Here is a 23,392-nt window from a genome sequence, read left to right as displayed (position 1 = left end):
AATCTGGTTTTCGATGAATCAGGCCTGAATAACCCGCACAGATTCACTTCAGTCGCCCCGGAGTCGGACCAACCGGCCCTCCTCGGCCGAGGAATAGCCGGCCCAGATAATGTCCATGGTTTTCAGGTTGTCGGTGCCGCTGGTCTCGTGGGGCGTGTCTTGGAGCAGGCCTTCGATGAAGTGGTCTTGAGTCTGGGCGTAACCGTCGACGTAGACGCGGTCGTCCGACTTCAACGGAACAAGCCTCTGCTCGGTCGTGCCGTCGAGGCCGATCCGCAGGAGCGAGCCGTCGGTCTGAAGCTTCAAAAGGCCCTCGCTCCCCTCAACGGCCGTTTCATTGAGGGCCCACTCCGGGCGTGCCACGTCGGGAGGCGCACACCAGGTCATGTCGAGAAGGCCGATCGCGCCGCTGGCAAAACCGAGGGAGAGAGTCGCAAGATCTTCGCCGATGTGGCCCGCACCAAATCGGCCCACGGTCGCCGACACGGTTTCGACCTCGCCCAGCAGGTAGCGGGCGGTGTCGACCAGGTGGCAACCCATTTCGATGAGGATCAAACGCGGCATCGTCGCGAAGTAGGGTTGATCGCGAAACCCATCGGGACGCAAGGCGCGGGTGTCGCGGTGCGCCAGCCGGAGGCGGATCGGCCGACCGATCGTGCCGGACTCGAGCTCGCGTTTGAGCGTGCGATACCACGGGCGGAACCGCCAGTTCTCGTGGATCATCAGACGAACCGATCCCGCAGCGCAGGACGCGATCATCGCTTGCAGGTCCGAGCGAACGGCCGCCGAGGGCTTTTGACAGAGGACATGGACTCCGTGGCGGGCCGCGAGCGCGACCAGCTCGCGGTGCGACTCGGGCCCGGTGCAGAGTTCGACGAAGTCGAGGTGCTCGTGGCTCAGCAACTCGGCCGCATCACGGTAGGCCTGACCCGGGAGGATTCGCCCCGCGCGTTCGAGACGTTCGGGATCGCGGTCGCAGAGCGCCACGATCCGCGCGTTGGGGACGGTCTTCCAAGCCTCGAGATGATACTGCGACACATAGCCGCAGCCGATCAGGCCGCCACGCAGCGGGGACGAGAGACGCATTCGATCCGTCCTCAAAAGAGCCTGATCCGGAAGAACGAGGACGCGTCCCACGAACCTTGGAACCCTCGTTTGCGTAGAACGATCTGATCCCAGGTCACGAATTAGACCGACCGTCCCTGACTGCGTCCAACCATTTCGCGGAAAAAAAAAGTGCCGACTTGACGCATCAACCGACGTCAGCGAACCGGGAGAAGCAGGACGGGTCGTGCCGGTTGCGTCGCGCCCTCAAGCCGCGCATAATGAGGGCCAATGACGCCCCCTGCCCAACGCGGGAGGTGGAGCAAGTGAAAAGCCCCAGTTTTCGTCGTGCGACGAGCGCAACACTCGGTCGCCCGGGGTCGCTCCACTGGAATAACCACGAGTGGTTTGAAGAGGTAGCTGAGGCATGTCCACTCCGTTAATGATTGAAGCCCACGGGCTTTCCAAGCAATATGGCACGTTCCTGGCCGTCCGTGACGTGACGTTCTCGATCCCTCGAGGACAAGTGGTCGCGTTCCTCGGTCCCAACGGGGCGGGCAAGACAACCACGATGCGGCTTCTGACCGGGTTCGTCGCCCCCACCCGAGGGACGGCCCGGATCGCCGGGATTGACGTCCAGGCGGACCGGATCGAGGCGGCCCAGCACATCGGCTACCTGCCGGAAAACGGCCCGCTCTATCCCGACATGACCCCGCAAAGCCTGCTCGACTTCTTCGGCCAGGCGCGCGGGCTGTCCGGAAACTACCTCCGGACCCGGATCGAGTCGGTCCTGGCTCAGTGCTCGCTCGAGTCGGTGGCGCACAAGCCCATCGGCAAGCTTTCGAAGGGATACCGCCAGCGGGTCTCGATGGCGGCGGCGATGGTCCACGACCCCGAAGTCCTGATCATGGATGAGCCGACCAGCGGGCTCGACCCCAACCAGATTCGCGGCGTCCGAACCCTGATCCGAGAACTGGGCAAGTCGAAAACGGTGCTCGTGTCGACCCACATCCTCCAGGAGGTCGAGCCGGTCGCGGACCGCGTCCTGTTCATCCACGACGGCAAGATCGTCTTCGACGGCAAGCCGGCCGAATTGAGGGCCGAGGGTAAGTCGCTCGAGGATCAGTTCCATCGTCTGACCGCGCAGCCGGTCTGACGAACTGAGGCCAACCCCGAGGATTTCTTCTCCGCTTTATTCCGCCTATTCCGCACAACAGGACCGATACGGTGACCACGCTCCATAAGAATTCAACCAAGCCGACCCCTCCGAGGGCGAACCCGGGAGTCCGCCGGTCGTCGCCGTTCCGCTTGCCAGTCATCCGAGCGATCTTCAAGCGGAACTTTTTGAGCTATTTCAGCAACCCGGCTGGTTATGTCTTTATTACCTTGTTCGTCTTCGTCAGCTCCTGGGTCGCGTTCTGGCAGCCGGTGTTCTTTACGAACAACCTGGCCAATCTCGCCCCCTTGAACGACTGGATGCCCTACCTGCTCCTGTTCTTCATTCCGGCCATCACGATGAACACGTGGGCCGAGGAACGGCGGCTGGGGACCGACGAGCTCTTATTCACGCTCCCCGCTCATGACGTCGACGTGGTGCTCGGCAAGTACCTCGCCGCCGTCGGGATCTATACGGTGGCCCTGGCGTTCTCACTCACCCAGGTGGCGATCCTCAAGTGGCTCGGCTCGCCCGACCTGGGGATCATGTTCGCGACCTACCTCGGCTACTGGCTGATGGGGGTGATGCTGATCGCGTTGGGCATGGTGGGCTCGCTCCTCTCGGCCAACGTCACGGTCGCGTTCATCCTCGGCGCGGTCTTCTGCGCGGTCCCGGCCTTCCTTGGCCTGCTCGGCTCTCCCCTGGGGGGAACCCTGCGCCGGCAGTTCGAGGACCTGTCGGTCCCCGCGCAGTTCCACGACTTCGGCACGGGGGTCGTGCCCCTGGCCGGCCTCTTCTACTTCGTCTCGCTGGCCGCGGCCTTTCTTTACGTGAACATGGTCCTGCTGGGACGAAGGCATTGGGCGGGCGGTCAGGCGAGCAACGGCCGCTGGGGCCATTCGCTGGTTCGGGTGGTCGCGGTCGTCATGGCCCTGGCCAGCCTGAACGTCTTGGTGGCGCGGGCGGGAGTCCGGGCGGACACCAGCGCGGCCCGGTTGCACACCCTCTCCCCCGAGACCCTGGCCGCGCTCAAGCAGATCCCCAAGGATCGGCCCGTCTTCATCCAGGCGTATTACAGCCCCGAAGTCCCTCGTGAGTTCGTGGAAACCAAGGCCGACATGATCGGCTTGCTCAAAGAGTTTGCCGCCAAAGGGGGGGACAAGGTCCGCCTGAACCTGGTCGAGACGGAGCTTTATTCGCCCCAGGCCCGCGACGCCGAAAAACGCTTCGGCATCGAGCCGCGCCGGGTTATGACCGCCGACGAAGCGCGCCAGACCTCCACCGAAGTCTTCCTCGGGGTGGCGTTCAACTCGGGGCTGGAAGAAGTCATCATCCCCTTCTTCGATCGTGGCTTGCCGGTCGAGTATGAGCTGACCCGCTCGCTCCGCGTCGTCTCGCGAAGCGGCCGGAAGAACGTCGGCATCCTGAATACCGACGCCAAGCTGATGGGGAATTTCGACTTCCGCTCGATGGGCCAGAGCCCCGAGTGGTCGATCGTCACCGAGCTCAAGAAGCAGTACAACGTCAGCTCGGTCTCGCCCGACGCCACGCTGCCCACGGACCTGGACGTCCTGCTCGTCGCCCAGCCCTCCTCGCTGACCCAGAAGCAGATCGATAACCTGACGGCCTACGTCAAGCAAGGCGGGCCGGTGCTCCTTTTCCTTGACCCCTTGCCCTACGAGAATCCGCAGATTTCGCCCGAGGTGCCTCGCGCTCCGGCGGGTGGACCTTTCGGCGGTGGCCAGCCACCGGAGCCGAAAGGGGACTTGCGCCCCTTGCTCGAGTTGGTCGGGATCGATTGGCCCTCGTCTGAGATTGTCTGGAACCCGTACAACCCGCACCCTGCCCTGGCCGACCTGCCCCCCGAGGTCGTCTTCGTGAGCAAGCACAGTGGCGCGGAGGACGCGTTCAATGCCGACCAGGCGGTCAGCTCCGGCTTACAGGAAGTGGTCACGCTCTTCCCCGGCCTGCTCCGTCAGCGCGGGGGAGCCGGACTCGACTTCACCCCCTTGCTCCGCACCAACAAGTCAGGCGGCACACTTCCGTTCAGCGAAGTGATGCAGCAGAGCTTCATGGGTCCGTCGGGGATCAACCCGAACCGGCCCCACTTCCCCACCGGCCTGGCGTATACCCTGGCCGCCCGCGTCCAAGGGAAGCCCGCGGCTGAGCCTGAAAAGGCGAAGGAGAAGGATAAAGCGGAGGAGAAAACCAAGGAGGCGGAGAAGAAAGCGGCCGCGATCGACGTGATCGCGATCGCTGACCTCGACGTGATCTCCGAGCAGTTCTTCATGCTCCGCAGGCAGCGGGCCGAGAACCTCGAGCTCGACAACGTGACCTTCGTGCTCAACTGCGTCGACGTCCTTGCCGGTGACGACGCGTTCGTCGACCTCCGCAAGCGTCGTCCCGAGCACCGCACCCTCTCGCTGCTCGAAGCCAAGAACAAGACGTTCATCGAGATCCGCCAGAACGAGACCAAGGCGGCCGAGGACGAGGCCAAGCAACTGCTCGACAAGCTTCAAAAGCGACTCGACAAGGAAGTGGAGGCGGTTCGTTCGAGCAAAGACATGGATGAGCGGACCAAGGAGATCCGGGTCCTCCAACTCCAGGAGATCGCCAACCGCCGACTCGACGTCGACAAGGCCAACATCGACGACCAGAAGCGGAAGAAGATCCTCGAGATCAAGGGAGACACCGAGCAGGAGATCCGCCGGACGCAGAACGAGGTTCGCGCGGTGGCGATCGCACTGCCCCCGCTTCCCCCGTTGATTCTCGGACTCCTGGTGTTCGCCACTCGGCTCCGACGTGAAAACCAAGGGGCCAACCCGAATCGGCTCGCCTGAGTCGGCTGAGACGCCTGATCCGAACTTGGTCCCGGCAGGGGTGGGGACAGTCCACCCCCCCCTGCTTGGGTTTGGATTCGCGAGCCGACGCTCGGCGGTTTCCCTCCTCCTCATCCCTGGAATCAACATCCTCACCCGAGGTAAGCAGAGACAATGAAAGAGACGACCAAGACGCTCGTATTCGTTGCCGGGGCCGTGCTGCTCACGGGCGCGGCCTTTTTGAGAGTCCCCGATCGATCGGCTCAAGACATCGCGTTTGTCGACGCGGGGCAGCCCTTCTTCCCCGAGTTCAAAGATCCGTTCGCCTGCACCGACCTCCAGGTGGTTGACTACGAGCCCTCGACGGCGACCGCTTCGGAATTCGAGGTCAAGTTCAAGGACGGTAAGTGGGTGATCCCGTCCCACTACGACTATCCGGCCGACGCCAAGGACCGGCTCGCCAAGACGGCCTCCAGCGTGATGGACCTGAACAAGGACACGATCCGCTCCGACCGGGTGGAAGACCAGGAAGAGATGGGCGTGGTCGACCCGCTCGACGCCAAGGTGACGAGCCTCAAGGGGCGTGGCAAGCGGGTTACGCTCCGCGACGCTTCCGAAAAAGTCCTCGCCGACCTGATCATCGGCAACGAGGTCCGCAAGGAAAAGGACTCGCCCGGCGGCGAGCCGGCCAAAGGCCAGCGCTACGTTCGGGTTCCGGGCCAGAAGCGGATCTACGGGGTCAACGTCAAGGCGGACCTCTCGACCAAGTTCGCCGACTGGATCGAAACGAACTTGCTCAAGCTCGACGCCAGCAAGGTCCGCAAAGTGGTGATCGACCACCACAAGGTCGACCCCGAGCGCCGCGCGATCGTCCCCGGCGACGTGTTGACCCTCGAGCGTAAAGACGCAAACGGTCCCTGGACCACCGAAGGCGTTCCCGAAGGGAAGGAACTCGACGCCGAGAAGCTGACGGCCATGACCACCGCGCTCAGCGACCTCAAGATCGTCGGAGTTCGCCCCAAGCCGGACGGGCTCAGCCGCGAGTTGAAGGTGGCCACCGGGGGCGAGGTCAAGCCGACGACCCAGCAAGGCCTGAGCTCGCTCGTGACCAAAGGGTTCTACCCGACGGCCAAGGGGCTCTACTCCAACCAAGGGGACGTGATCGTCAGCACCGAGGAAGGGGTCGTCTACACGCTCCGGTACGGTGAAGTCGTCATTGCGAGTGGCCTGGACCTGACGGCCGGAACCGACGAATCGGCAGCGGCGAAGGACAACGCGAAGAAGCCGCAAGGGGCCGCGGAGAACCGCTACCTCATGGTCACCGTTTCCTTCGACCCCAGCCTGATCCCCCAGCCCGCTCCAGTTGAAGAGCCGAAGGGGCCGTTGACGCTTCCCGAAGACCCGTTCCAGAAGGCCCCCGACGACCCCAAGCGGATCGCCGAAGAGAAGGAAGCCAAGGACAAGGCGGACCGCGAAAAGGCCGACCAGGAGCGGAAAATCGCCGATGGCCAGAAGCGGGCCAACGAACTGACCGAACGGTTCGCGGGCTGGTACTACGTCACCCCGGGCGAGAGCTTCAAGTCGATCTCCCTCGACCGCGCCAACTTGATCCAGGATCCCAAACCCAAGGCCCCGGCCTCCGGCGGCATGCCGCCAGGCATGGGGGGTTTCCCTCACCAAGGAATCCCCGGTTTCCCCGGTCAATAATCAAAGCTCCGCTCGCCTGAAAGGCGAGCGGGGAGCGTCAGCTCCCTGTCTTCGTGACCCCAATGACAGCGGCCCCAACTCTTCTCGCTCGCCTCAAAAGCGAGCGGGGAGAGTCAGCTCGCTGGCTTCATGGGGAATCGAGGGCGAGCGTGCCAACCACCTCTCGCTCGCCTCAAAACCACAGAGCTCGGTTCGATCGAACGGGCGATTTTTTCGGGAAACTCGCCCGCGTCAATGCGAACGTCATCGCACCTCGGATTGTCTCGTGAGCGTGGCTCGGGGCAGGTCGACCGTCGACTTCGCCCCTGTGACCCCGTGCTCGAGTCATCTCGACCCCCTTGCGAGGGCGAGACGGGGGGGGTACATTCATTGTTTCCGCGGTTCGCACCAGCGTGTTGCGCGGTATGGGGCGGACGCCTGAGACTGAGGGGGTTCGATTCGCGATGGGGGCTGAGGCGACGACGACGACGAGCACAGGTTCAGGTTCAGGGACCGCGGCGCGAGGAACGGGACGAATGCGGCATGTTCTCTCAGCGCTGGTGCAAAACCAGCCGGGCGTCTTGGCCCACGTTTCGGGGATGTTTGCCTCGCGCGGGTTTAATATTGATAGTCTGGCAGTGGGCGAGACCGAAGATCCCCACCTCTCCCGGATCACCGTCGTGGTGATGGGAGACGATCGCCTTCTGGAGCAGGTGCGCAAACAGCTCGAGAAGATCGTCACGGTCGTCAAAGTCCTCGACATCTCGCGAGAAGACTTTGTCGAGCGCGACTTGATCTTGATCCAGATCGACGCCACCCCCGACCGCCGCGCCGAGATCAAGGCGCTGGTCGACAGCTACCGAGGTCGTATCGTCGACATCGGACCTGAGCAGTTGATGATCGAAATCTCCGGCCAGGAGAAGAAGATCGAGGCGTTCATCGAGGCCGTCCGCCCGTACAGGATTCGCGAACTGGCGCGGACCGGCCGGATTGCCTTGGTTCGTGGCAGCCGTCCGGTCACTTGCGAGGAGACCGCGGCTACTGACGCCGACGAGAGCACGCCGACCGTCCTGGGACATTCCAATTTGTAATGAGTTCCTGGTGGTTTCCGGTTCGTGGCTCGTTCGTTTCCGATCGCCCTTGGGTCTCGACCGCGTGAGTGACTCGCTCTCTCACGCGATCGGTCTCCAAGTGTTGTTTTGCCTCTGACGAGCCATCCTCCGTGAGCCAACAGCAACTCTCCTTATGCTTGAAGGGGAGCCGTCGATGCCGGCCACGATGTTTTACGACCAGGACGCCGACCTGGGTCTGTTGAAGGGCAAAACGATCTCGATCATTGGCTACGGAAGCCAAGGGCACGCCCAGGCCCAAAATCTCCGTGACTCGGGTTGCAACGTCGTCGTAGGACAGCGCCCCGGATCGGCCAACTACGACCTGGCGGTCGAACACGGCTTCAAGCCGGTCTCCGCCGCCGAGGCCGCCGAAGCGGGCGACCTGGTCAACATCCTTCTGCCCGACGAAGTCCAGGGGGACATCTACACCCAGGACATCAAGCCCAAGCTTCGTCCCGGCAACCTCCTGCTTTGCTCCCACGGGTTCAACATCCACTTCGGCCAGGTGGTCCCCCCTCAAGGGGTCGACAGCGGCCTGGTGGCGCCCAAAGGACCCGGGCACCTCGTCCGTAGCGAGTACGTCAAGGGGGGCGGCGTCCCCTGCCTGATCGCCACCAGCGAAACCACCTCGGACGCCGGCAAGGCGCTCGCCCTGGCTTATGCCAAGGGGATCGGCGGCACCCGCGGCGGCGTGCTTCAGACCACCTTCGCCGAGGAAACCGAGACCGACCTCTTCGGTGAGCAGGTCGTCCTCTGCGGTGGCGTCAGCGCCCTGGTCAAGATGGGCTTCGAGACCCTGATCGAAGCCGGCTACCAGCCGGAAAGCGCCTACTTCGAGTGCCTCCACGAGCTGAAGCTGATCGTCGACCTGATCTATCAGGGCGGCCTCAACTACATGCGCTACAGCATCTCGAACACGGCGGAATTCGGCGACTACACCCGCGGCCCGCGGATCATCAACGAGCAGACCCGGGTCGAGATGAAGAAGATTCTCAAAGAGATCCAGTCGGGCGAGTTCGCCCGCGAGTGGATCATGGAGAACAAGGTCGGCCGCCCCGTCTTCAACGCGGTGCGTCGGCTCGAGCGCGATCACCCGGTCGAACAGGTTGGCAAGCGGCTCCGCAGCCTGATGACCTGGATTGACGCCAAGTCCGTTTGATCCCACCAGTCCAGTTTAGACGGAAGGGAACGAGACGCGCGCCCGCCTTAAATAAGCGGGCGCCGTCCGCCAGCAAATGGCCGACAAGAGCCAGATGGTCCCCGAAAACGTGGCCGGCAGCTTCTACGTCGATGTCACCTGCATCGATTGCGACCTCTGCCGTGAGACCGCCCCGCTGAACTTCGTCCGCCACGACGCGGAGGGTTACAGCTTCGTCATCCGCCAGCCGGTCGACGCGGCGGAGCTCGCCGCCTGCCTGGCCGCCATGGAAGAATGCCCCGTCGAAGCCATCGGCAACGACGGTGAGTCGGAGTGATCGGTGAGCCGGGTTCCTCCCGGCTCACCGATCAAAGGCATGGACGACGACCGGTTCCGAACCAGCTTTGCATCCACACCTCTGCCTCCGTTGTCTCATGAGTCGCCTCTCGACTCTTGGATCATGGGGACGGCCCACAACTGGGCCTCGTCCCCATGCATTTGCGCTTGCGTCACCAGGCTGATCCCATGAAGTGGTGGGCCATGCCCACCCGACGGGACGTTTCGTGACGGCAAAAAAGAGAAAGTGATCGGTGGGACGAGTTCCGTTAGTCCCACCGACCAAGGCATGGACGTCGACCAGTTCCAAACGAGGGATAGCGTCCACGCCCCTAAAGTACGGTCAAGCAGTCAAATCAAGGGTTGCCAAGAAGTTCAGGAGCCTGCCTGGCCGACCAGGGCACGGGCCGCGGTGTGCGACTTGCGCTCGGTCTTGGGCGGAGTCGTTTCGAGGAACCGAATCACCTCGCTCACGACGTCATCGATTTCCTTGGGCTGGACGACGAGGAGATCGCCCGGCTTGAGGGCGCGAAGCGCCTGGTCGATCGCCGTCGGCTCATCGGGGGCCTCGATGATGTCGGAGAGCCGGGTCGCCGTGGCAAACCCTTCCCGAAGCAGGCCGAGAATTTCGCCGGGCTCCCGTCCTCTGCGATTGGGATATTCGTAGAGGATGACGCTGTCGAACGCGTCGCCGAGGATCTCGGTCTGTCGCACGATATCCTCGTCGCGGCGGTCGCCTTCGGCCGAGAAGATGATCGTCCGCCGCTGTTGCGGGAACATCTCGAGCGCCTCGACCAGGGCGGTCACGGCGGACGGGTTGTGACCGTAGTCGATGATGACGGCCGCGCCGTTGGCTTCCAGAACGTTGAACCGGCCCGGGGTCACGTGGGCGCTGCTGGTGAAAGTCGCCAGTCCCATCCGGATCAGGTCGAGCGGAACCCCGGCCGACCACGCGGCGGCCGCGGCGGCCAAGGCGTTCTCGACCTGGAAGGCCACGCGACCATCATAGGTCAACGGGATCCGCGACAAGGGTGCGAGTGAAATCTCGTTCGTCCCCTCGGCGAGGATCACGACCTCGTCGCGAACGAAGGCAACCCGGCCCCCTTGCTCGCGCTTCGCCTGAATCACCGGGTGCTGGGCGTCGCGGCAGAAGAAGAGCACCGAGCCCGGGCACTTGGGCGCCATCTGCTCGACCCAGGGGTCGTCCGCCTTGAGGACCGCCACACCGGTCGGCTGGACAACGTCGACGATCGTTCGCTTGACGAGGGCCAGTTTTTCGAGCGTTTCGATTCCGGAAAGGCCGAGGTGGTCCCCTTCGCCGATGTTGGTCACGACGGCGACGTCGCACTTATCGAAGCCAAGCCCCTCGCGAAGGATGCCCCCGCGGGCGGCCTCCAAAACAGCCACGTCGACCTTGGGGTTGAGCAAGATGGCGCGGGCGCTCTGGGGGCCACTGCAATCACCGGCCTCGATCCGACGGTTATCAATATAGATGCCGTCGCTATTGGTCATTCCCACCGTCTTACCGGTGCCACGCATGATATGTGCGATCAACCGCGTGGTGGTCGTCTTGCCGTTCACGCCGGTCACGGCGATCAGCGGGATCCGCCCATTCTCCCCCTCGGGGAACATCATGTCGATGATCGCCTCGCCAACCGGCCGGGGCGTGCCCGACGACGGCTCGAGGTGCATCCGCAGGCCAGGTCCGGCATTGACCTCGACGACCACCCCGCCCTGCTCTTCGAGCGGGCGACTGATGTCCAAGGCGACGATATCCACGCCGGCGATGTCGAGTCCGATCACGCGGGCCGCGTCGATCGAGCGTGCGGCGACGTCGGGATGGACCTCGTCGGTCACGTCGGAGGCGGTTCCACCCGTGCTCAGGTTCGCGTTGCGGCGGATCAAGACCCGCTCATCCTTGTGGGGGATCGAATTGGGCGTGACCCCTTGCTCGCTCAACACTTCCAACGCGATCGGGTCGAGCACGATCTTGCTGAGCGCGGTGGCGTGGTGATCGGAACGGCGCGGGTCGGTGTTCACATGCTCAACGAGCTGGGCAATCGTTTGCCGGCCATCGCCGATGACGTGGGCCGGTTCGCGGCGGGAGGCGGCGACCACCTTGCCGTCGATCACCAAGATCCGGTAGTCAGCGCCCGGAGCGTAGCGTTCGACCACCACCTCATCCCCCTGCTCGCGAGCGTTCTGATAGGCCGTAACGACCTGCTCACGGGTGGAAAGGTTGGTCGCGACGCCCCGCCCTTGGTTGCCGAACCGCGGCTTGATGACGACCGGATGGCCGATGCTCCGAGCCGCTTCCCAGGCATCGTCGGCGTCGGCAACCGGCCGCCCCTCGGGCACCGGCACGCCGACGGCGTTCAAGAGGGTCCGGGTGAGGTCTTTGTCCTGGGCAATCGACTCGGCGATCGCACCGGTGCGGTCGGTCTCGGCGGTCAAAATGCGCCTTTGCCTCGCCCCTTGACCGAGCTGGATCAGGCTGCCGGAATTGAGTCTGCGATGGGGAATCCCCCGCGTTTTGGCGGCCGCGACGATCGCGGCGGTGCTCGGCCCGAGGGAAACCTCGTGGGCCAACTCACGGAGCCGCTGGACCTCGGCCTTCACGTCGAACGGTCGGTCGGCAATCGCCGCCAGGACCAGTTCTCGGGCGGCGAAGAGGCAGGCGCGGCCCACCGTTTCCTCGCGGTATTGCACGACCACTTTATAGACGCTCGAATCTTCCTTCATCTCCCGGGCTCGGCCGTACTTGACCGGCATGCCGAGCAGTTCCTGGAGCTCGAGCGTCACGTGCTCCAGGATGTGCGCCGGGTAGGTCCCCTCGCGGAGTCGCTGGAAGAACCCGCCGCGCACTCCTTCGCTGCACTGATGCTCAATCATCGTCGGGAGCCAGCTCATCAGCCGGTCGTTGAGACCAGGGATGGAGGTGGAGGGCGAATCCTTCAGCGCCCCCAGGTCCACCCACGCCTCGAGCACGGGAAAATTCGCCCACATATTCGGCCCACGCAGGGCAAGGACCTTCAGAAACTCCATGGACTCGAACCTCCCAGACGGAATTGGCATCGCGGCTGTGTTGATGTTGTGCCGACCCGAAGGAGCGATGATCGTCGGTTGATACCTCTCACGAACCCCACGCAGGCGCGAGCCATCCACGCGAGGGAAGTATCAGTTCTCGAAACGGACCTGGCTTTTCTGCTCAGGAAACCTGTGACAGGATCGAACGCCTCTTGAGATCCCCCGGCCCGGACTTCAAAGCTCGTGGCATCGAAGTCCCGCCTCTTGATTCGCTCGACTAACGTATCAGTACGGAGAAATCGGGCCGAGCGTTGGGGCGATGTCAGAAGGGTTTCGGTGTTTCTCGATCGAGGAACATAGTTGCGGGGGGAGAGCGACCCCCGAGCCGGAGAGAGGGGGGGGACAGGCCCCCCAAGCCGCATAGCCCCGCGCACGAACCAGGGCTGTGCCATCGCGATTGCGCTGAGCCGCCACCGAAGTGACGGGACCGCGAAAGAGACCGGGCGAGGTGGATAGGACCTCGCGGTGGACGTTCCGAATCAAGTGACCCCCTGCGATCCAAAGCGAGGCAGCGTCAATCCATTGACTCAACTGTTTCCCATGAACCTACGTAACCAAGAACATGCCCCGCTAGAAAGGAAGTGCTTTACTTTAGGCGTCCGGCCCCTGAAAAATCAACTCGATACCATGAAAGTTTCAAATCTAGAGATCGAGGGACGTTGCCACCCCCCCAACTGGATTCTCGTTTGTTCAGGTCGGTCACGCTCTCCCGGGCCCAATTGCCCGAAGCCTTTTCCGAATTCGTAAATGTTTTCTTAACAAACCAACCGAATCGCGCGGCCAACTCGAGCCCCACCAAATGAGTGCTCTGTCCAAACGGAATTCAACCCTTAGAATAGATTGTCCGTACTCTAAGACTAAGTAAAGGTAAGGACGGTCCATTCCAAGGACGAGATCAGGTCGAGCCGCGGGCTTGAGGAAGGTCGTTTGGTGATCCCCAAAGTGGACGGTGTCAACGATGGTCTGGGCCCACTGCCGGGGGCCTGGGGTGGGGAACTCGAGACGCGCCTGGAACCGGGGGAGAGGCCACTCGCCTGGTTTGCTCCCGACCTGGATCACCGCCTGCATTACGGGACGAGCCTTCTCGTCCTGACCGATCGCCGGTTGCTCCACGGCGAACCCGCGGCACCCGACGATTCGAGGGCCGCGGCCACCTCGCCCCACTGGCAATCGTGGCCGATTACCGAGGACCTGACGCTGCGGACCCGCGATCGAGCGGGCCTCGGCTCGCTCGAGTTGGTCGATCCCGCGGGCCGACTCGCCTACTGGCGGTACACGATCGGCCGTAACCAATCCGCTCATCGCTTCATCGAGCGCTTCGACGCCCTGGCACGCGACGGCCGCGACGGACCCGACTCCGCGTCCGAAACCGTCTGCCCGTCCTGCGGCGCCGTGCTCACCTCCGCGCAGGCGACCTGCTCCGCCTGCTCCTCCCCGTCCGCCTCCAAAGCCGCCTCCGCACTCCTGAGACTCTCCCAGTTCGCGCGACCGCGTGGGTGGATGATTGCGCTTGGGTTTATGCTGACGCTGGCGAGCACGGCGGCCAGCCTGGTGCCGGCCGCCTTGACGGAGCCCTTGGTCGACCAGGTCCTGATCCCGTATGAGAAGGACCGGACCGGCAGTTTTCGCCTGGTCGGCTTCTACCTCTTTTGGATGACCGCGGCTTATGTCGCGGCCTGGCTGCTCGGGTGGGCGCGGACTTATGTCCTGGCCTGGGTGAGCGAGCGCGTCAGCGCCGACTTGCGGAACCAGACTTACTCGCACCTCCATAAGCTCTCGCTCGAGTTCTTCGGCGGCAAGCGCACCGGCGACCTGATGTCGCGGTTGACGAGCGACACCGATCGGATCTGCAACTTCCTGTCGATCAACCTGCTCGACTTCGCCACCGACGTCATCATGATCGCGATGACGGTGGCTTTGCTTTGTTACCGCGACCCGTTGCTGGCGATCGCCGCGCTGGTGCCGTTCCCGATCATTATGTGGCTGGTCCAGTTCGTCCGCTACAAGATGCTCCGGGCGCTCCAACAGGGGAGCCGGGCGTGGGCGGCGATGTCGAGCGTCCTGGCCGACACGATCCCGGGGATCCGGGTCGTCAAGGCGTTCGCCCAAGAACGGCGCGAGGTCGAGCGGTTCCACCAGACCAATGACCATGTCCTGGCCGTCAACGACCGGGTCAACACGATCTGGTCGTTCTTCGGACCGATGACCACCTTCCTGACGCAAGGAGGCTTGCTCATCGTCTGGGGCGTGGGGGCCTGGATGATCTTCGACGGCAATCGGATCACGGTGGGGGCATTGACGATGTTCCTCACCCTGATCGCTCGGTTCTACATGCGACTCGAGGCGATGCTCCGGATGGTCCAGGCGACCCAACGCGCCGGGGTCAGCGCCCAGCGGATCTTCGAAATCCTCGACCGGGCGCCGAGCGTGGCCGAACCGGCGCGGCCAATTCATCCCGACCGGATCGAAGGGGCGATCGAGTTGCGTCAGGTCGCGTTCCGCCACGGCAGCCGCTCGATCCTGGGAGGCATCGACCTGGCGATTCGACCGGGGGAGATGATCGGCCTGGTCGGAGCCAGCGGCGCAGGTAAGAGCACGCTGGTGAACCTGGTCTGCCGCTTCTACGATGTCAGCGACGGCGCGATCCTGGTCGACGGCGTCGACATCCGCTCCTACGCCATTTCCGAGTATCGCCGGCATATCGGGATCGTGCTCCAGGAGCCGTTCCTCTTCTATGGGACGATCGCGGAGAACATCGCGTACGGCCGCCCGAACGCGGAGCGCGGCGAAATCATCGCGGCTGCCCGCGCCGCCCGGGCGCACGACTTCATCCTCCGACTCCCCGACGGCTACGACTCAATCGTGGGCGAACGAGGACAGGCGCTCTCGGGAGGCGAACGCCAGCGGATCTCGATCGCGCGGGCGATCCTGATCGATCCGCGAATCCTGATCCTTGATGAAGCGACCTCGTCGGTCGATACCGAGACCGAGCGCGAGATCCAGGAAGCGCTCGACAACCTGATCCGCGGCCGGACCACCATCGCGATCGCCCACCGGCTGAGCACGCTCCGCCGCGCCGATCGCCTGGTCGTTCTCGAACACGGACGGATCGCCGAGGTCGGCCCCCCCAACGAACTGCTCAAACGGCCAGGGGCCTATTCACGTCTTCATCGCGCCCAGATGGAACTGGTCGCGGGACAGGCGAGTCTCTGACCAGGAAGCCCTCCGTTCCGTTCCGTTTCGTTTTTTTTCGATGACGTCTAACGAGCAAGGTCGCACCGTGGAAACCGTTCCCGCCCCCGGCGTATCGAAACCGACGATCCCCCCGTTCGGGCTGATCCAGGACGCCTGGGGCCGGCTCGTGCTGATCGACGCCGACGGCAAGCGCCACGTCGGGGTCGAGCCGGTCCGGGCCTTCCCGATCACCGACCCCAGCCTCTGGATCTCGCTCTGCGATACCCACGGCCGCGAGATCCTCTGTATCGAGTCGCTCGAGGACCTCTCCCCCTCCGTCCGCGAGATCCTCGACGCGGAGCTCGCGCTCCGCGAGTTCGTCCCGGTCATCAAACGGATCCTCCGGCTCTCGGGCGAGATCTCCCCCTCCGATTGGGACGTCGAGACCGACCGCGGGGCCACCCGCTTCACCCTCGACAGCGAGGACGACGTCCGCCGGATCTCCGCGCATCGCGTCCTGATCACCGACTCGCAAAAACTCCGCTACCACGTCCCCGACATCCGCCTGCTCGACCTCTCCAGCCGGCGAATCCTCGAGCGATTCCTCTGAGCCGGTATCGCCAGGCCAGTCGGCACGATCGAAGAGGACCTGGGCTGTAGACTTCTTGATGTTTTTCAGGCACGTCCGGTCGCCGGCAACCTGGCGTTGGGAGGGGGCAAGTCGGTTCCTGGGCAAATTCACTGTCATTGTTGTACATTGGAGCGGGAGGGACGACGAGGAAGTACGTCTCTCAACGATGACGAGGAATCGCGTTCCATGCTCCGGATCTCGCTGACCTACAAGAACGCTCAGGCTCAGTTCGTGCATGAAAGCGGTCCGATCGAATTTGGCCGCGGTCCCCAGCGCGACGTGCCGAGACGGGTTCTGCTCGATCCTTCGGTTTCAGGGGACCAGCTCCGGATCGAGGAGGCCCCGTTACGACGGCTCCTGATCCAGAACCTGAGCAAACGGTTCCCGGTATGGCTCACCGGCGGCCAGATGATCGTTCCGGGGGGCCAGTGCGAGGCTCCCCTTCCGGTCCGGCTCACGATCGGCGAAACCCTTCTCAAAGCCGAGGAGGGGGGAGAGGGAACCTATTTCGAGAGCATGCGCACGGTCGAGCGGCCGTTCCGCCCGGGTGAGTCGAACTTCCTCACCGGCTTGCCCAAGGAAGAAGGCATCGATGCGGCAACCCTCGCACGCTGGTTCGAGGCCGTGGTCTCGGTCCAACGGGCGTCGGTCTCCTCGGGTGAGTTCTACACCCAGACCGCCCGGGCCGTGGTCGAACTGATCGGCTTGGATCGTGGTCTCGTCATCCTGAAACGGGGCGAAGGCTGGGAGGTCATCGCCCACCACGATGCGGAGTCGAGCCACACCACAGGAGCCAGTTTCAGCCGCGGAGTGCTCGAGCGCGTTTGTCAGGACAAGCGAACCTTCTACCAGGACCTGGCGGACGATGCCCCCTCGGCCAGCCTGCTCGAAATCAGCGCCGTGGTGGCCGCGCCGATCTTGAACGATGACGGTGAGGTCGTCGGCGTCGTCTATGGGGCGCGACTGCTGAAACCAGGGTCGTTCAAACTGGCGATCCGGCCGCTGGAAGCACAACTGGTTCAGGTCCTGGCCACCGCGGTCGAGGCCGGCTTAGCGCGGGCCGAGAGCGAAGCGCAGGCCTCGCGGAGGCGTATCCAGTTCGAACAGTTCTTCTCAACCGAACTGGCGCGCGAGCTCGACCGCGATCCGAGCTTGCTGGAAGGGCGCGAGCGGGAGATCACGATCCTGTTCAGTGATATCCGTGGCTTTTCACGCGTTTCCGAGAAACTGACGCCGCGCGAGACCTGCCAGCTTGCCGGCGACGTGATGGAGCGTCTGACCGTCCGCGTGCTCGAGTTCAAGGGGGTCGTCGTCGGCTACAGCGGCGACGGCATGCTCGCCATGTGGAACGCGCCCACCGACCAGCCGGACCACGCCATCCTCGCCTGCAAGGCCGCGATCGCAATGTTCGCCGAGTTACCGGCGCTCGACGACCTCTGGCGCGAACGGATCGGCGGCCCGCTCGGGATCGGCATCGGGATCAACACCGGGCGCGCCCTCGTCGGCAATACCGGCAGCCGCACCAAGTTCATGTATGGCCCGCAGGGCCACGCGGTGAACCTGGCCAGCCGAGTCGAGGGCGCCACCAAGCACCTTGGGGTCCCTGTCCTGATGACCGGATCGACCCACGAAAAGCTGCGTGGTGAACTCCCCGCGAGAAAGCTCTGCCGCGTCCGGGTTGCCGGCATCGACGGCGCCGCCGACCTCTATGAGCTCCACACCGGCAGCGTCGATGCCGCCTGGCAATCGCTCCGCGCCGCTTATGAGTCAGCGCTCGCGCATTACGAGCAGGGCCGGTTCGCCGAGGCCTGCCGCACCTTGTACCCCCTCGTCTCCGGTCCCGAAGGCCAGTACGACCTCCCCTCCCTGACACTCGTGGGCCGGTGCATCGAGTGTCTCAAGACCCCTCATAAATCGTTCGATCCGGTCGTCGAACTCGTCCAAAAGTGAGCCTCTCAGACCGAAACTGCGGGAGTGAACCACCCGTTCGTCGATCAACTCCAGGATGATCCGGGATCGCCACTCCTGAGGGCCGCCTGCCCCCCCTGGGACCGCGGGCGCCCCGCCCGCTTCTGCATTACATTTAATCAAAATCATTAAATTATCCACACATTCACAATACATTAATATTTTTGCCACGATACCGGAGCTTCCAAGTGTATTCAAAGGTATCAGGAGCCGATATCGCGATATCGGCTCCTGATAACTTGATTTCCTCCCGTAGTGACGAGGAGTCCCCCGTCGCTCATGAGCGGGACAAGCGTTACCGGACTGCTCTTCATCCACGCCGCTACCGCCGGTATCATGGCAACAACAAGGAGGGAACCATGCCCGAAACGATCACGTTGTCCGAAGCCGCCCTGTCCCTGTTCCGCCTGCACATCGAGCGGCACGGCCAGATCGATGTCAACGACTCTACCCGCGAGCTGTACCGCGAGTTGGCGAGAGCCGGCCTGATGCGATCCGGCAGCACGTTCCGCGACGGGCCGGAATCGATCTACCGGCTGACGCAGGAAGGGTTCGACCGGAAGGCTGAACTTGCGGGTTGCGTGAAAGGAAGCGAGCAATAGGATGAGTGCAGGTTTCGGCGACTTTGCGTCGACAGCAGTGCCGTCTTGGCTGTCGCGGGCACTTCCTGCAACTACGCCGCAACCTATCCCCCCATCGCCTTTAAGATTCGCCTCGCCCCGTCCGTGACCGGCAACGCCGTCGTCGCGCCACGCGTCAGCGCCGCCTCGTGAGTTCCTAACCGGTCTTCCTCGTACTCGTGGGCGATGATCGCGTCAATCCGGTCTCGCAGGGTCGCTCCGGCATAGACACGGGCTCCCGGCTTTTCCTTCAAGAGTTGCGGATTCAGGCAACCAGAATTGACGGCGATCCCTTCCAGTAAGCTGCCGCCCTGCCGGTCGCGCGCGATGAACGCCGTCCAGTGTCCGTCGCCTTCCAGGTCGCGTGTGCCGTGCAGACGTTCGGGGATGCCCGGTTCCGCCATGCGCACCGCACAATTGGCGTCGAGATCGTAGGCATAGCGGTGGGCGAAGTCCTCGGCGTGGTCGGCTGGGTCTGGGGGCGGAGTGTCGAACATGGCGAGAGGATAGTGGCCTGCCTACTTCAATACTTCCCCGGTCCCCTTTCTCCCCGCCTGCTGAACGGTACGGCGCGCTCGGCAGCCACCTTCCTGAGCCGGACTTCGAGCGACGCCTTGAAAGCAGCCGCGGTGACGAACGCTTTTGCTTTTGTCATGACACCTCCCTACGCACCTCCTCATTACGAGCTCGTCGTCGCTCGGTCCTCGACAGCGGCACGCAGTCGCCCGGTTGCCGCCCCCTGCGTCATCATCACGAGTTTAAGACTTTTTTTTCGCACAAGCCCACGAGCGAGTGCATCAGCGACCGCCTTCGCAAGTTGCTCCTGGCTGGTATCGCTCTCGGCCACATCAAGGAGCGTTCGGAGCGAGGTCGTGGTCCAGAAGCCCTGATGCTCTTCCACGTCCGTGGGCTGAAGTGTGGCCCGGTGAAGAACACAACAGGGCGGAGCCTTCTTTCTAAACTTCGGAGGTACGGTGAGGTGGATCGTACTCGGGAGGAGCTCGCTCAGCTCGTGAAAGACAAGGGCCGATTCGTGGGAGACGACGGCCTGGGGTTCGTCGCCCTGGTTCCGGCTCCAGAGCGTGAGGCGCACCAGCTCGTCATGCTCGCCGATGGGAACCGTCGGAAGCCGATAGAGTCCGTGATCGACCCGCTCGAAGTTCCCCACGCGAAGATGATAATCGAGGTGCGGATAGCCGTAACCCACCTCTTTTGCTTGTTTTGCGGTGAAATAGCCGCCTTGTTCCACGGCCTTGCTGAACAGGACTCGGGATACCGCACGGCTCGACCGGGCCATACAAAATCCTCCAAGAAAGTTGAAGTATTTTACACCAAAGCCGTTGAGCCAGCATGGGGGAAGTTGTTCTCATCGAGTCGGCGAGTCATTTTGATAACAACGATCCACGACTGGGCTGAAAACCAGCCGAAAAGTGGTAAAGCAGTCAGCAGTGCAGCCGACAAGTTCTCAGTTGGGGGCTCGCCGAGCCCCCAACTTTAGCAGGGCCGGCCCGGCCCTTATGTCCGTTGGCCCCTGACAATTTGAGATTTGGTTGTTCCCTCTGCCGTTGTCGGCATCCAGAGCAGATCTCAGAACCGATCACTGGACAGTTTCAAACCGAGGAATTCATACGGGCTGTACCGCTGCGCCGGCGGCGTTTCCCCTCACGAGACTTCCGGCAATTCCAACACGGACGCAATCACCGAGGCTGTCGCCACGTGACCGGGGGCACTTTGTCCGTCGGAAGACAGGGAGCGATCAGCTCCCCGCTCGCCTTTGTCAGGCGAGTGAAGACCAACGGCCAATACACGGAACTCATCGTGGTTCAATGCTCTTTCTGACATCCTGGCGGCGCCCTTGTTAGAATCGGAAACGTTCCGACTCATGATTTCGTCCTGACCTGACGAGGTATCTCCCCCATGAGAGTCTCGCTGATGCTTCTCCTCCTCGTCGCCGGTTGCAGCCCGGGACAGTCCTCGACACCGCCGACGCAGGGTTCGCCCGCTGACGCGAGTTCGTTGTCTCCCGACTCCTCCGCCGCCCCGGCACCCGCCGCCGTCCCGGCGCCCGCCACACCCCCGGCGCCCGACGCCGCCCCGGCCGTCGCGGCCACACCCATCCCGCAAGATCCGAGGCGGCAGGCGCAACGGCGCCGGGACAGGCTGGAATGGAACCGGCGGACCCTCGGCGGTGCGTATGATCGGGTCGGCAAGAAGGCCCCACGGTGGGACCGCGAGGCCCGCGAGTCGCTCGAGGCAGCCGCGCTGCTCTTCACCCGTGACCTCGATCCGCGTGCCCGTCATAAGGCCGTCCTCGGCCTGGCCCAGAAGGCGGTGGACAAGGGCTGCGACGATCCGATGGTGCTCTACGTCCACGGCCGCATGTCCGCGGTAGGGAGCGGCGACACCGAGGAGGTCGCACAGCGATACGTACGGTTCGCGGACGCCCTGGAGAAGAGCGCCTATCCCCCCTTCCGCCGCGCCATCGCCCAGATCTACGCCGGCAGGATCAAGGCGGCACGTCGCGACGGTGAGGCCGCTGCCCGGTACTTCGATGCCGCCCTTGCGCTCTTGCCAAAGGTTGTCGCGGAAGATGGGTTCGATTCCGGGCGCGACCATAACTGGTACGGGATCCCCTGGGACGCCTTCGAGGGCCACCTGCACGCCACCGGTGACGCAACGGCGGCATTCGAGCACGTCGACGCCGCTCTGGCCGCGATCCCGGCCATGAAGGCCGAGCGGCTCAAGCTCAAGGGACGCTACCTCATCGCCCAAGCCTGGGCGGCCCGCGGCGGCGGAATGGCCGAGACTGTCAACGACGAAGGGTGGCGAGCGATGCGCGAGCGGCTCACCGAGGCCAGGCGCCTGCTCGAGGAGGCCTGGAAGCTCGACCCGGGCGACCCAAGGCCGGCATGGCAACTCATCGTGGTCAACATGGGCCTCGACGGGGACCGGGCCGACATGGAGCGCTGGTTCGCCCGCGCGATGGAAGCCGACGGCGATTGCAAGGAAGCCTGTGAGGCCAAGATGGACTGGCTCGACCCGAAGTGGCACGGCTCCCAGGAGGGACTGCTCGCCTTCGGCCGGGCCTGCCGCGACACCAAGAACTGGTGGCCCGGGATCCCGCTGCTGGTGGCCGACGCCTATCACCGGGCCGCCCAGAACCTCCCAAGGGAGCAGCAAGGCCAGTTCCTGTCCCCGGACGAGGTCTTCAATGACATCTTCTCGGTCTACGAGGAATACCTCCGGCGCTACCCCCACATCGAAGATGAGCGAATGAATTACGCGGTCTATTGCGGCTATTGCAGCCGGATCATCGACGCGGATCGACAATTCCGCGAGCTCGGCGGCCGGGCCTTCGGCACGAGCAAGTTCCAGGAGGGTGACGTGGTGTCGATCCGTGACTACGTCGCGCGTTGGATGCAAAGACATAACGCCCCCGGCGCCAATCCATGAGCCGGTGCGACTGGTCAAGCCCCAGGGTGGCGGAGCGAGATCTCGTGCTGCGGGGTGCCGGCAAGGGCGCAGAAACGGGGACGCAGCGAGTTTTGACATCCGCCATTCCGACGCCAAAACTAGAGGATTCCCCGTTTCCTTCCCCCGAGGATTCCCCAATGCCCGACCGAAAGTTTGTGCTTTTCGACCTGATGATTGTCGTAGCTAATCTCGCAATTGCCCTCGCGTGGCAACGGTGGCTCGCACACGTATTTGAACCCCGATTCCGGCTCGGCTTGCAGTGGCGACCCAATGGACGGCTCACCGGCAATCAGTATTACTACCTCTGGGTCCAACTATGCGGCCCGATCTTGGTCCTCATGACTACGACCGGGATAGCGTTCCGACTGAGATCGCCACGTCCCGGATGGAGCGAGCTACGCGTCCAGCCCGGATTCGTCGCGGCGATTGCGGTAATGTCATGGGTAGTCCCTGCAGCTGTCATACTAAGCGTGCTCAACCTTGTTGTCGATTTGGGTTACACCATCCCATTCAACAAGGGCGAAGTGCCGATCATAATCATAGACAAACTGACGGAAATCGGCACCATCGTGGCAACGGCCTGGGCAACCATGCTCTGCATCGGCCAATGGCGACCAGAACCTGGCTGGATTGATCGATACAACCGGGTCGTGGGTTTTTGCTGGATTGCCTACACCGTGCTGTTGGTCGTGGTGATGAGAAATACCTGAACCACCATCGGACTTCTGCCGACGGTAGTTCTTAATCCACCAAGGCCTTCTTGAGGTGGTCCGCGTTCTTGTCGATACGCAAGCAACCGTCCATGCGTTGAGAATAGCGCAACTGGAAATGCTCGCCAAGGAGAAATATGCGACAGGGTTAAAAATAATGCTTGCGCCGTGCTCTGAACAATGATAACACTCTTAATCAGTGCAGAAACGGGGATGCAGCTAGTTTTGACGTCCGCCATTCCGACGCCAAAACTAGCTGCGTCCCTGTTTCCTTCCCCGAAGTTCCCCACGCGAAGATGATATTCAAGGTGCGGATAGCCGTATCCCACCTCTTTTGCTTGTTTTGCGGTGAAATAGCCGCCTTGTTCCACGGCCCTGCTGAACAGAGCGCGGGATGCCGCACGGCTCGACCGGGCCATACAAAATCCTCCAAGAAA

At 63.4% G+C, this 23,392-nt stretch carries 18 protein-coding genes; 12 read left to right on the top strand and 6 right to left on the bottom strand.

The features are described 5' to 3' along the window. Nucleotides 1-48: 48 nt before the first annotated feature. Nucleotides 49-1,086: a Gfo/Idh/MocA family protein gene (locus tag BUS42_RS04135; RefSeq protein ID WP_074305504.1), complete on the bottom strand. Its 1,038-nt coding sequence runs from the start codon at nucleotides 1,084-1,086 to the stop codon at nucleotides 49-51. Between the two features lie 385 nt (nucleotides 1,087-1,471). Between BUS42_RS04135 and BUS42_RS04130 the strand changes: the two genes are divergently transcribed. From BUS42_RS04130 to BUS42_RS04105, 6 genes are all read left to right on the top strand, one after another. Continuing rightward, nucleotides 1,472-2,200 carry an ABC transporter ATP-binding protein gene (locus BUS42_RS04130; RefSeq protein WP_074305502.1) on the top strand — a complete coding sequence of 243 codons (729 nt, stop codon included), beginning with the start codon at nucleotides 1,472-1,474 and terminating at the stop codon, nucleotides 2,198-2,200. 71 nt (nucleotides 2,201-2,271) lie between these two features. Continuing rightward, a complete protein-coding gene (locus tag BUS42_RS04125; protein ID WP_074305501.1) occupies nucleotides 2,272-5,040 on the top strand; it encodes a Gldg family protein in 2,769 nt (922 codons plus the stop codon). Between the two features lie 153 nt (nucleotides 5,041-5,193). Continuing rightward, nucleotides 5,194-6,726 carry a DUF4340 domain-containing protein gene (locus BUS42_RS04120; protein WP_074305499.1) on the top strand — a complete coding sequence of 511 codons (1,533 nt, stop codon included), beginning with the start codon at nucleotides 5,194-5,196 and terminating at the stop codon, nucleotides 6,724-6,726. Between the two features lie 515 nt (nucleotides 6,727-7,241). Next, nucleotides 7,242-7,796: an acetolactate synthase small subunit gene (gene ilvN / locus BUS42_RS04115; RefSeq protein WP_074305497.1), complete on the top strand. Its 555-nt coding sequence runs from the start codon at nucleotides 7,242-7,244 to the stop codon at nucleotides 7,794-7,796. A 175-nt stretch (nucleotides 7,797-7,971) separates the two neighbouring features. Continuing rightward, nucleotides 7,972-8,976 carry a ketol-acid reductoisomerase gene (gene ilvC, locus BUS42_RS04110; protein WP_074310669.1) on the top strand — a complete coding sequence of 335 codons (1,005 nt, stop codon included), beginning with the start codon at nucleotides 7,972-7,974 and terminating at the stop codon, nucleotides 8,974-8,976. A 76-nt stretch (nucleotides 8,977-9,052) separates the two neighbouring features. Next, a complete protein-coding gene (locus BUS42_RS04105; RefSeq protein WP_074305495.1) occupies nucleotides 9,053-9,292 on the top strand; it encodes a ferredoxin in 240 nt (79 codons plus the stop codon). Between the two features lie 374 nt (nucleotides 9,293-9,666). Here BUS42_RS04105 and cphA read toward each other — a convergent pair whose 3' ends face one another. Beyond that, on the bottom strand, nucleotides 9,667-12,336 hold the full coding sequence (cphA, locus tag BUS42_RS04100; RefSeq protein WP_074305494.1) for a cyanophycin synthetase: 2,670 nt from the start codon (nucleotides 12,334-12,336) through the stop codon (nucleotides 9,667-9,669). 972 nt (nucleotides 12,337-13,308) lie between these two features. On the opposite strand from cphA, the gene BUS42_RS04095 reads away from it, so the two are divergent. The 4 genes from BUS42_RS04095 (at nucleotide 13,309) to BUS42_RS04080 (ending at nucleotide 18,753) form a co-directional block, all read left to right on the top strand. After that, nucleotides 13,309-15,591: a cyanophycin metabolism-associated ABC transporter gene (locus BUS42_RS04095; RefSeq protein ID WP_074310667.1), complete on the top strand. Its 2,283-nt coding sequence runs from the start codon at nucleotides 13,309-13,311 to the stop codon at nucleotides 15,589-15,591. Nucleotides 15,592-15,658: 67 nt separating this feature from the next. Next, a complete protein-coding gene (locus tag BUS42_RS04090) occupies nucleotides 15,659-16,162 on the top strand; it encodes a cyanophycin metabolism-associated DUF1854 family protein (protein WP_074305491.1) in 504 nt (167 codons plus the stop codon). Between the two features lie 207 nt (nucleotides 16,163-16,369). Beyond that, nucleotides 16,370-18,133, top strand: coding sequence for an adenylate/guanylate cyclase domain-containing protein (locus tag BUS42_RS04085; protein ID WP_074305488.1), 1,764 nt, complete (start codon nucleotides 16,370-16,372; stop codon nucleotides 18,131-18,133). 377 nt (nucleotides 18,134-18,510) lie between these two features. Continuing rightward, nucleotides 18,511-18,753 carry a hypothetical protein gene (locus BUS42_RS04080; protein WP_074305486.1) on the top strand — a complete coding sequence of 81 codons (243 nt, stop codon included), beginning with the start codon at nucleotides 18,511-18,513 and terminating at the stop codon, nucleotides 18,751-18,753. Nucleotides 18,754-18,836: 83 nt separating this feature from the next. Here BUS42_RS04080 and BUS42_RS04075 read toward each other — a convergent pair whose 3' ends face one another. From BUS42_RS04075 to BUS42_RS04070, 3 genes are read right to left on the bottom strand one after another with little or no spacing between them, the layout of a single operon-like run. Next, complete coding sequence (locus BUS42_RS04075; protein WP_074305485.1) at nucleotides 18,837-19,268, bottom strand: hypothetical protein; 432 nt, start codon at nucleotides 19,266-19,268, stop codon at nucleotides 18,837-18,839. 26 nt (nucleotides 19,269-19,294) lie between these two features. Beyond that, nucleotides 19,295-19,426, bottom strand: a complete 132-nt coding sequence (locus BUS42_RS45965; RefSeq protein WP_256386123.1) for a hypothetical protein — start codon at nucleotides 19,424-19,426, stop codon at nucleotides 19,295-19,297. Between the two features lie 24 nt (nucleotides 19,427-19,450). After that, a complete protein-coding gene (locus tag BUS42_RS04070; RefSeq protein ID WP_074305483.1) occupies nucleotides 19,451-20,068 on the bottom strand; it encodes a type IV toxin-antitoxin system AbiEi family antitoxin domain-containing protein in 618 nt (205 codons plus the stop codon). Between the two features lie 620 nt (nucleotides 20,069-20,688). On the opposite strand from BUS42_RS04070, the gene BUS42_RS04065 reads away from it, so the two are divergent. Further along, nucleotides 20,689-22,224 carry a hypothetical protein gene (locus BUS42_RS04065; RefSeq protein WP_074305481.1) on the top strand — a complete coding sequence of 512 codons (1,536 nt, stop codon included), beginning with the start codon at nucleotides 20,689-20,691 and terminating at the stop codon, nucleotides 22,222-22,224. Nucleotides 22,225-22,382: 158 nt separating this feature from the next. Continuing rightward, nucleotides 22,383-22,955, top strand: coding sequence for a hypothetical protein (locus BUS42_RS04060; protein ID WP_074305479.1), 573 nt, complete (start codon nucleotides 22,383-22,385; stop codon nucleotides 22,953-22,955). Here the strand turns inward: BUS42_RS04060 and BUS42_RS42505 are convergent. After that, nucleotides 22,916-23,374 (bottom strand): hypothetical protein, encoded by a 459-nt coding sequence (locus BUS42_RS42505; RefSeq protein ID WP_143206237.1) that lies wholly within the window; start codon nucleotides 23,372-23,374, stop codon nucleotides 22,916-22,918. The two genes, BUS42_RS04060 and BUS42_RS42505, sit on opposite strands and share 40 nt — an antisense overlap. Nucleotides 23,375-23,392: the final 18 nt, after the last annotated feature.

Origin of the sequence: Singulisphaera sp. GP187 (assembly GCF_900129635.1) — a bacterium.
Taxonomy (GTDB): Bacteria; Planctomycetota; Planctomycetia; order Isosphaerales; family Isosphaeraceae; genus Singulisphaera.
This window is presented reverse-complemented; position numbering and strand designations above follow the sequence as displayed.

Bases quoted from the DNA above. Each gene is read 5' to 3' on its own strand.
- BUS42_RS04120 (WP_074305499.1), top strand. From the start codon at position 5,194: ATGAAAGAGACGACCAAGACGCTCGTATTCGTTGCCGGGGCCGTGCTG.
- BUS42_RS04065 (WP_074305481.1), top strand. From the start codon at position 20,689: ATGAGAGTCTCGCTGATGCTTCTCCTCCTCGTCGCCGGTTGCAGCCCG.
- BUS42_RS04105 (WP_074305495.1), top strand. From the start codon at position 9,053: ATGGCCGACAAGAGCCAGATGGTCCCCGAAAACGTGGCCGGCAGCTTC.
- BUS42_RS42505 (WP_143206237.1), bottom strand. From the start codon at position 23,374: ATGGCCCGGTCGAGCCGTGCGGCATCCCGCGCTCTGTTCAGCAGGGCC.
- BUS42_RS04130 (WP_074305502.1), top strand. From the start codon at position 1,472: ATGTCCACTCCGTTAATGATTGAAGCCCACGGGCTTTCCAAGCAATAT.
- BUS42_RS04080 (WP_074305486.1), top strand. From the start codon at position 18,511: ATGCCCGAAACGATCACGTTGTCCGAAGCCGCCCTGTCCCTGTTCCGC.
- BUS42_RS45965 (WP_256386123.1), bottom strand. From the start codon at position 19,426: ATGACAAAAGCAAAAGCGTTCGTCACCGCGGCTGCTTTCAAGGCGTCG.
- BUS42_RS04060 (WP_074305479.1), top strand. From the start codon at position 22,383: ATGCCCGACCGAAAGTTTGTGCTTTTCGACCTGATGATTGTCGTAGCT.
- BUS42_RS04075 (WP_074305485.1), bottom strand. From the start codon at position 19,268: ATGTTCGACACTCCGCCCCCAGACCCAGCCGACCACGCCGAGGACTTC.
- cphA (WP_074305494.1), bottom strand. From the start codon at position 12,336: ATGGAGTTTCTGAAGGTCCTTGCCCTGCGTGGGCCGAATATGTGGGCG.
- BUS42_RS04085 (WP_074305488.1), top strand. From the start codon at position 16,370: ATGCTCCGGATCTCGCTGACCTACAAGAACGCTCAGGCTCAGTTCGTG.
- BUS42_RS04135 (WP_074305504.1), bottom strand. From the start codon at position 1,086: ATGCGTCTCTCGTCCCCGCTGCGTGGCGGCCTGATCGGCTGCGGCTAT.
- ilvN (WP_074305497.1), top strand. From the start codon at position 7,242: ATGCGGCATGTTCTCTCAGCGCTGGTGCAAAACCAGCCGGGCGTCTTG.
- BUS42_RS04070 (WP_074305483.1), bottom strand. From the start codon at position 20,068: ATGGCCCGGTCGAGCCGTGCGGTATCCCGAGTCCTGTTCAGCAAGGCC.
- ilvC (WP_074310669.1), top strand. From the start codon at position 7,972: ATGCCGGCCACGATGTTTTACGACCAGGACGCCGACCTGGGTCTGTTG.